The organism is Geitlerinema sp. PCC 9228 (assembly GCF_001870905.1).
Lineage (GTDB): Bacteria > Cyanobacteriota > Cyanobacteriia > Cyanobacteriales > PCC-9228 > PCC-9228.
Genome location: NZ_LNDC01000093.1, coordinates 18,292 through 24,540, shown reverse-complemented (window position 1 = coordinate 24,540; position 6,249 = coordinate 18,292). Strand labels below are relative to the sequence as shown.

Sequence of the window (6,249 nt, the reverse complement as noted above, 5' to 3'; positions counted from 1 at the left end):
TTTATTTTGGGAGTTTTGATGGAAACCTATATGCGGTAGATATTAATACTGGACAAGAACTTTGGAGTTTTGAAACTGAGGACAAAGTATGGTCCTCTCCAGCAGTATCCGGAGATGTCGTCTATTTTGGTAGTTTTGATGGAAACCTATATGCGGTAGATATTAATACCGGACAAGAACTTTGGAGTTTTAAAGCTGAGGACGGTGTGGGTTCCTCTCCAGCAGTATCCGGAGATGTTGTTTATTTTGGTAGTTATGATGGAAACCTATATGCGGTTAATTAAATTGAGTAAACTTTTCATCCTAAATATAAAAAGATTTAGAATCACTTTCCGTTCGATGAAATGAGGACAAGGGGTCTAAGAACTAACCAAGTATGGAATTGATGAACCAGCAAATCGGACGCGATCGCTCTGTTCAAATTCCAAATACTTCAAATGTCTTAACATTACCCTACCGTCTCTTTATCTTACCACGTCAATAGCATAAGCGATCGCCGAACGCACATTCTTTTCAGTCAACAGTAGATATTCCCAGATTGTCTCTTCCATCGTCTACGATACGAAAAATTCTTTTGTAGCGGCGGCGAACTTCTGAAGCATCGGCATATTCAAAAAAAAGTTCCAACGCCTCAATTAAATTAGACCACGCTTGTCTCGCAGTTTCGCCTTGACTGGCAACATCCAGTTCCAGACACAAAGAAACGAATCCGTCGCCTTCCCGTTCAATAATTGCCGTTAGGGGGGTTACTGGTTTCATGATTCCCCTGCTACAAACTTGTATGGACTCTTTTCATAGTTTACCAAACCTCGATAACCTGGAAACCAACCAGCAATCCCCATACGATTCTAGGATAGCAAACGCGATCGCTTCTCGCCAACACCGGGACAACCAACCCATCTTTCAAAAATCGTTGCTAACCCGCACAATCCCGAATGATATACTACCCCTGAAAATTGGGTTGCTGCTGGTAACCTAACGCCAGCCATGCCTTCACTCAACCTCCAGCCGACGTTCTACATCTTGCCTATCCCGTGTCTGCAAAAACCATTTTAGCCATCATTCTTGCCATATTTACCCCGATTTTATCGATTTGGACCGGAATTTTGCAAACCTCCTGCCATCCCATCCTCTGGTGGCAGCAAGGAACCAACCCCGCTTGCTGGCAAATTTCAATGGAACCAGCATCGTCGGTAGCCTTGCAAGTGGGAGATTCCTATGGTTTGACCGCCAAAGTGGAAAATTATTTTGCCGACATTCCTCCCCTTACCTGGAAGGTAGAAAATAAAACAGTTGCCAACCTCCAAGTTAGCCAATTTAGCAAAGAAGTTGGCATTCTAACTGCCAAAACCCCCGGCGAAACCACCCTCTCCACCACCTTCAACCCCGAACAAATTTCCAAGTTGGATGGCAAATCGGATGCGGAACTTCCCCATGCAGAAGTTGCCGTGACGGTTACTCCCAAACTGGAAGTAGAACCCAAATCGCTGGCTATGAAAGTTGGCGACCAAACGACGCTGAATACCGATTTTGGCGCTACACCTCTAGAAAATATTCAGAAACTTTTTGGCAAAAGCAAGCTGAGGTGGTCTGCGGAAAATCCCGAAATTGCGACGGTGGATGGCAACGGCAAAGTAACTGCCAAACAAGTTGGCGATACCACGATAATTGTAGAATTGCCGGATGAAACCTACCAGGCGAAACAAGAAATTCCTGTTAGAGTTCGGAACAATCCTTCCCAGGTTACAGATATCGAAATTGCCTCCCAGATTCCCAACAACCGAATTTTTCCCGGACAAACGTTCAATTTAGCAGCGAATGTTTTCGGCGAGGGAGATTTCGATCGCAGCGTTACTTGGTATTCTAGCAACCCGCAAGTGGCTACCATCAACACCCAACCCAACCGAGTTACCCTGACAGCCAGCCAACCGGGGGAAACGGTGGTGACTGCCAAATCCCATCAAAATCCCGAACAAAGCGATAGCCAAACCATGGCAGTTCTCAATCCCCGGGAAGTTTTCCATATCAATCCCAGCCAGTTGTTTCTCGAACCGGGGGAAGCCAAACAACTGACGGTGACTTTAAATGGCGAACCCCTGGATAACAAACAAGTGAAATGGCTATCCAATCAATCCCGGGAAGTGAGCGTTCAAAATGGCCGGGTCTGCGCCCATAAAGATAACACGCAAGCTGCGATCGCGGCTATCTTACCAGACGAAAAGTTAGAAAACTATCCCCGTTTGGAAGATAGCATCCCCGTTCGAACCGGAATAGCAACGCACCACCCCTCCATCCCGTGGCTGCCTATTGTTGGCGCTGGCTTGGTGGCTGGAATTGGTACTGCCATTGTTACCGTCAATCCGATAGCGGGAATTGCTGCTGGTCTTGGCGCTGCTGCTATTTTTGGTACGACGCCAATATTAGATGGTGACAGAGATGGCAAGTATTACCAATGCGACTCGCCGCCAATGGAACAGCTAGCCGAACCAACAGACAATCGAACCCCAGAACGTTAGCGTGACGGCAGTTTTTCTATGTTTTTAACAAAAGATAGACGTTTTTGGAGGTATAAACCATGAATCAAGATAAATTTTTCGGCATCCCCAGGTCTCTCGCCAGAGTGGTTGCGTTGGGAGGTCTGATTTTTCTCCTATTTTTCGTTCTCAGTTCCCATTCCGACTGTTGGTTTAGCGTCAACTGTACTTCTACAAATCTTATAGGACCAGAAATGGCGGTTGGTGGCTTGGCTGCCATTTCGTTGATGGCTGTTTTGCAGGTTCCGATGATGCCGGCAATTGCTGCTGGTGTTGCTGTTTGGGCAATGTTTTATTTTTGGTTGTAGTTGCTAGTTATGTCAATGAACGGTCAAGACACAAAACAAAATTCCCCGGTTATCCAACTGAACAACGTTAGTAAGGTCTATAAAATTAAAGGCGAAAAATGTGCGATTTGTAACGGTGTGAATTTCAAGGTTCAGCCGGGGGAGTTTATTATCCTGGAAGGGGAGAATGGTTCTGGGAAAAGTACGCTGCTGAAGCTGATTTTGGGATTGGAATTTCCCGATTCCGGTAATGTTCGCTTGTGGGGAGAATCGCCGCAACTGGCTAGTTCCAAACTGCGGGTGGGAACGACGCTGCAAAAGGCAAAACCCATTGATAGTTTGACGGTGGAAGAGTTGGTGAATTTGTTCCGCAGCTACTATCCGCAACCGCTGGATATGGAAGAGATTTTAAATCGCACGAAGTTGCAGGAGAAACGCAAGGATAAGGCGATTCATTTATCTGGCGGTCAGGAACAGGCTTTGTATTTTGCTTTGGCAATAGCGGGAAATCCAGATTTGTTATTGTTGGACGAACCAACCCGGAATTTGGATAAAAATGCCAGCCAGCAGTTTTGGCAGCAGGTGGGTGAGTTTGCCAAACAGGGGAAAACCATTATAGCGGTTAGCCACAATCAAAGCGATCGCGAAATTATGGAAAATATGGCGACCCGCGTTCTCAAAATCGAAAACGGCAGCCTCCAGGAAGAAATTTTATCTTCTCCTCTCACATCGGAACCAGCAATTTCTGCTTCTACGACAGAAACGAACAAAATCCCCTTTGCCAAAGCTTTTTGGTCGCAAATGCAAGTGGAAAGGCTGGATTTACTGCGCAAGCCAGGGTTTATCTTGAGTATTTTTGCGTTTTCTTTGCTTCCTTTATTGTTTCCCGAGGAAGATGCGGGAACTCTCAAAAATTATATCATCTTGCTGGCGGGATTCAATTTATTTCTCATTGCCTTGCAAAGTTTCAGTATGAGAATTGCTACGGAAAGAGTACAAGGATGGATAACGCTGTTAAAAGCTACGCCACTACCGGCTTGGGTTTACATTGCGGCGAAAGTGACGGCGGCTTTTGTGGTGGCTGTTTTTAGTTTGGCAATTATTCTGGGGATAGGCGCTTCCAAGCTGGGAAATGAGGCAACTATTGGCTTTTTCATCCAGACGTTTTTGGGATTGAGTCTGGGAATTATCCCGTTTGCGATTTTGGGATTTGCGATTGGCTATTTGCTGGAACCCAAAGCTACTTCTATGGTGACGGTTTTTGTTTTGTTGTTAGCTATGGCAACCATTGGTGTTCCTTTTAGTATGTTGCCTTATTCTTTGCAAAGTGCTATTGCTTTTTCGCCGTTTTATCATTACGGTCAAGTGGTGGCTGCGGCTGCGGATTTACAAATTTCCCCCAACGCGGATTTTCCCGATGTGAAAGACGGTCACTTTTTCCTGCATGTTCTCTGGTTGGTTTGGACGGGGATTGCTGCTAGTTTGCTGGCGATTTGGTCTTACCAACGCGATCGCGTTTCGGGATAAATAGGAAATTTTCTCAGTTAGCATTCAAGGGAACCAAAATGATAATTTTTTCTAGGCTATCGATTGTTTTTATTTTGTTTTGTTCTCTCTTTTTCGCTTTTCCTCTGCCAGCAAATGCGATGTCGGTGGATATTGATGTGGAAGTTCAAACAACCAAGGCAAGTGACAAAAATTGGGATATTTTGAAAGGAAGTCCCGATATAGCCATTTGCATTACCAATCCCCAAGGAAAGATTTGCTATCCGGAGGGAAGCGATGAAAAATTAATTGTAGAACCAGAATGTTCAGATTCTTTTCAATGCAGTTTTAAGGATGTCGTGACAGGACAGGAAAATGTCAAAATATCGATAATAGATGTAGATGCTATTATCCACGATACAATCGGCGTTGGTTATTGTAATGTGGGAGAAACTTGCGATATCGGACAAGCGAAAATAACGGTAAAATCCCAAGATTCGGGTTGGTTTTGATAGTATCATATCGCGTTTTTAAAAACTAGTTCCCAACAATTTCGTTCCCCCCTCTCTGCTATAGCCTTTTAGGAGGGGGATTTTTGTCGGCTTGAGTTTATTGGAACTAATGGTTGCAGGGATTTGATTTGCAGAATTCTATAGGAAACAGAAATTTACGCGATCGCTTGTCAAGGGGCTGAGAATCCTATCAATTATTTCACGAACTTGCGTCCTTTCAGCCAATTTGGTACAATTTTAGCAATTTCATAATCAAGGCGTCGTCTGTCTAAATTCCCAGAAATCGCTACAAAAACGCCCAAACCTCCCAGAACTTCGTCCCAGCCAACGCGATCGCTTCCGGTCCTACTTCTATCTCTAGGCAGAAATTTGCGAGGGCACCAGTCGGTGAAATTTGACGATTTCGCTCACTTGTGGTATGCAACAAGTCCCCCGATAAATTGCCCTGGCTAATTATTTCCCCATCGAACCTTTTGAGATTGTCATCAAATCGGCGAATTTGGGGATTTTTTTGTCAAGGGGCTAGAGAATCCTATCAATTATTTCACGAACTTGCGTCCTTTCAGCCAATTTGGTACAATTTTAGCAATTTCATAATCAAGGCGTCGTATGGCCAATTTTCCCAAAATCCTCTCTTGAAACGCTCTATCCCCCATTCTTTCGTTCGCTTCATCGGTCGTTGGTGCGGATAGCGTTCTATCTCATGCCACGAATTTTGGCGATGGAAAAGGCAATTTTTTGCGATTCTAGCGATTTTGTGCTATAATAAAAATTTATCTATTTTTCAATTTTGCCGTGTCTGGTCGGGAAACCATCAATATTCAACTGCCTGTTTTTGACTTGGATATCCCAGTTAAAAAATAAGAAAACGAAGAATAGCTTTGATTGGATGAATGATACCAAATCCGTACTGGGAAGACCCGAAAAATGCCAGCGGGTCAGAACCCCCTGTTGTCCCCCTTGTAAAGGAGGACGGTTCGGGTTATGTTTGTGGTTTAGCAATATCGGATTTCTTCTGAAACCCAATAAGGGCAAGGCAACCATACCGGAGTTGCCCCTACAGGAATTTTTGGTTTGTTTGAAAAATAGTGATACCAAATCTATACTGGGAAGACCCGAAAAATGCCAGCGGGTCAGAACCCCCTGTTGTCCCCCTTGTAAAGGGGGACGGTTCGGGTTATGTTTGTGGTTTAGCAATATCGGATTTCTTCTGAAACCCAATAAGGGGCAACCATACCGGAGTTGCCCCTACAGGAATTTTTGGTTTGTTTGAAAAATAGTGATACCAAATCTATACTGGGAAGACCCGATAATGCCCCAGGCTAAGGCTACAACTTCTTGTGGTTTTCCCACTCCTCCCACTCCTCCCACTCCTCCCACTCCTCCCACTCCTCCCACTCCTCCCACTCCTCCCACTCCTCCCACTCCTCC

General features: G+C 44.8%; 7 protein-coding genes. 5 read left to right on the top strand and 2 right to left on the bottom strand.

All coding sequences use genetic code 11. The annotated features are described in order from the left end of the window. Positions 1 to 284, top strand: a 284-nt coding sequence (locus AS151_RS07865) for a PQQ-binding-like beta-propeller repeat protein (RefSeq protein ID WP_170861344.1), incomplete at its 5' end; no start/stop codon positions are given. Between the two features lie 229 nt (positions 285 to 513). On the opposite strand, the gene AS151_RS07860 is transcribed toward AS151_RS07865, so the two are convergent. Further along, positions 514 to 759, bottom strand: a complete 246-nt coding sequence (locus AS151_RS07860) for a hypothetical protein (RefSeq protein WP_071516495.1) — start codon at positions 757 to 759, stop codon at positions 514 to 516. 275 nt (positions 760 to 1,034) lie between these two features. On the opposite strand from AS151_RS07860, the gene AS151_RS07850 reads away from it, so the two are divergent. The 4 genes from AS151_RS07850 to AS151_RS07835 are packed head-to-tail and all read left to right on the top strand — an operon-like array spanning position 1,035 to position 4,818. Next, positions 1,035 to 2,516, top strand: a complete 1,482-nt coding sequence (locus tag AS151_RS07850) for an Ig-like domain-containing protein (protein WP_071516493.1) — start codon at positions 1,035 to 1,037, stop codon at positions 2,514 to 2,516. A 59-nt stretch (positions 2,517 to 2,575) separates the two neighbouring features. Next, a complete protein-coding gene (locus AS151_RS07845) occupies positions 2,576 to 2,842 on the top strand; it encodes a hypothetical protein (protein WP_071516492.1) in 267 nt (88 codons plus the stop codon). 15 nt (positions 2,843 to 2,857) lie between these two features. Next, positions 2,858 to 4,348 (top strand): ABC transporter ATP-binding protein/permease, encoded by a 1,491-nt coding sequence (locus tag AS151_RS07840; protein ID WP_071516491.1) that lies wholly within the window; start codon positions 2,858 to 2,860, stop codon positions 4,346 to 4,348. Positions 4,349 to 4,386: 38 nt separating this feature from the next. Continuing rightward, positions 4,387 to 4,818 (top strand): hypothetical protein, encoded by a 432-nt coding sequence (locus AS151_RS07835; protein ID WP_071516490.1) that lies wholly within the window; start codon positions 4,387 to 4,389, stop codon positions 4,816 to 4,818. 777 nt (positions 4,819 to 5,595) lie between these two features. On the opposite strand, the gene AS151_RS21450 is transcribed toward AS151_RS07835, so the two are convergent. Beyond that, entirely contained in the window at positions 5,596 to 5,862 is a 267-nt protein-coding gene (locus AS151_RS21450; RefSeq protein WP_139240569.1) for a hypothetical protein, read from the bottom strand. Positions 5,863 to 6,249 lie beyond the last annotated feature (387 nt).

Bases quoted from the DNA above. Each gene is read 5' to 3' on its own strand.
- AS151_RS07860 (WP_071516495.1), bottom strand. From the start codon at position 759: ATGAAACCAGTAACCCCCCTAACGGCAATTATTGAACGGGAAGGCGAC.
- AS151_RS07845 (WP_071516492.1), top strand. From the start codon at position 2,576: ATGAATCAAGATAAATTTTTCGGCATCCCCAGGTCTCTCGCCAGAGTG.
- AS151_RS07840 (WP_071516491.1), top strand. From the start codon at position 2,858: ATGAACGGTCAAGACACAAAACAAAATTCCCCGGTTATCCAACTGAAC.
- AS151_RS07835 (WP_071516490.1), top strand. From the start codon at position 4,387: ATGATAATTTTTTCTAGGCTATCGATTGTTTTTATTTTGTTTTGTTCT.
- AS151_RS21450 (WP_139240569.1), bottom strand. From the start codon at position 5,862: ATGGTTGCCTTGCCCTTATTGGGTTTCAGAAGAAATCCGATATTGCTA.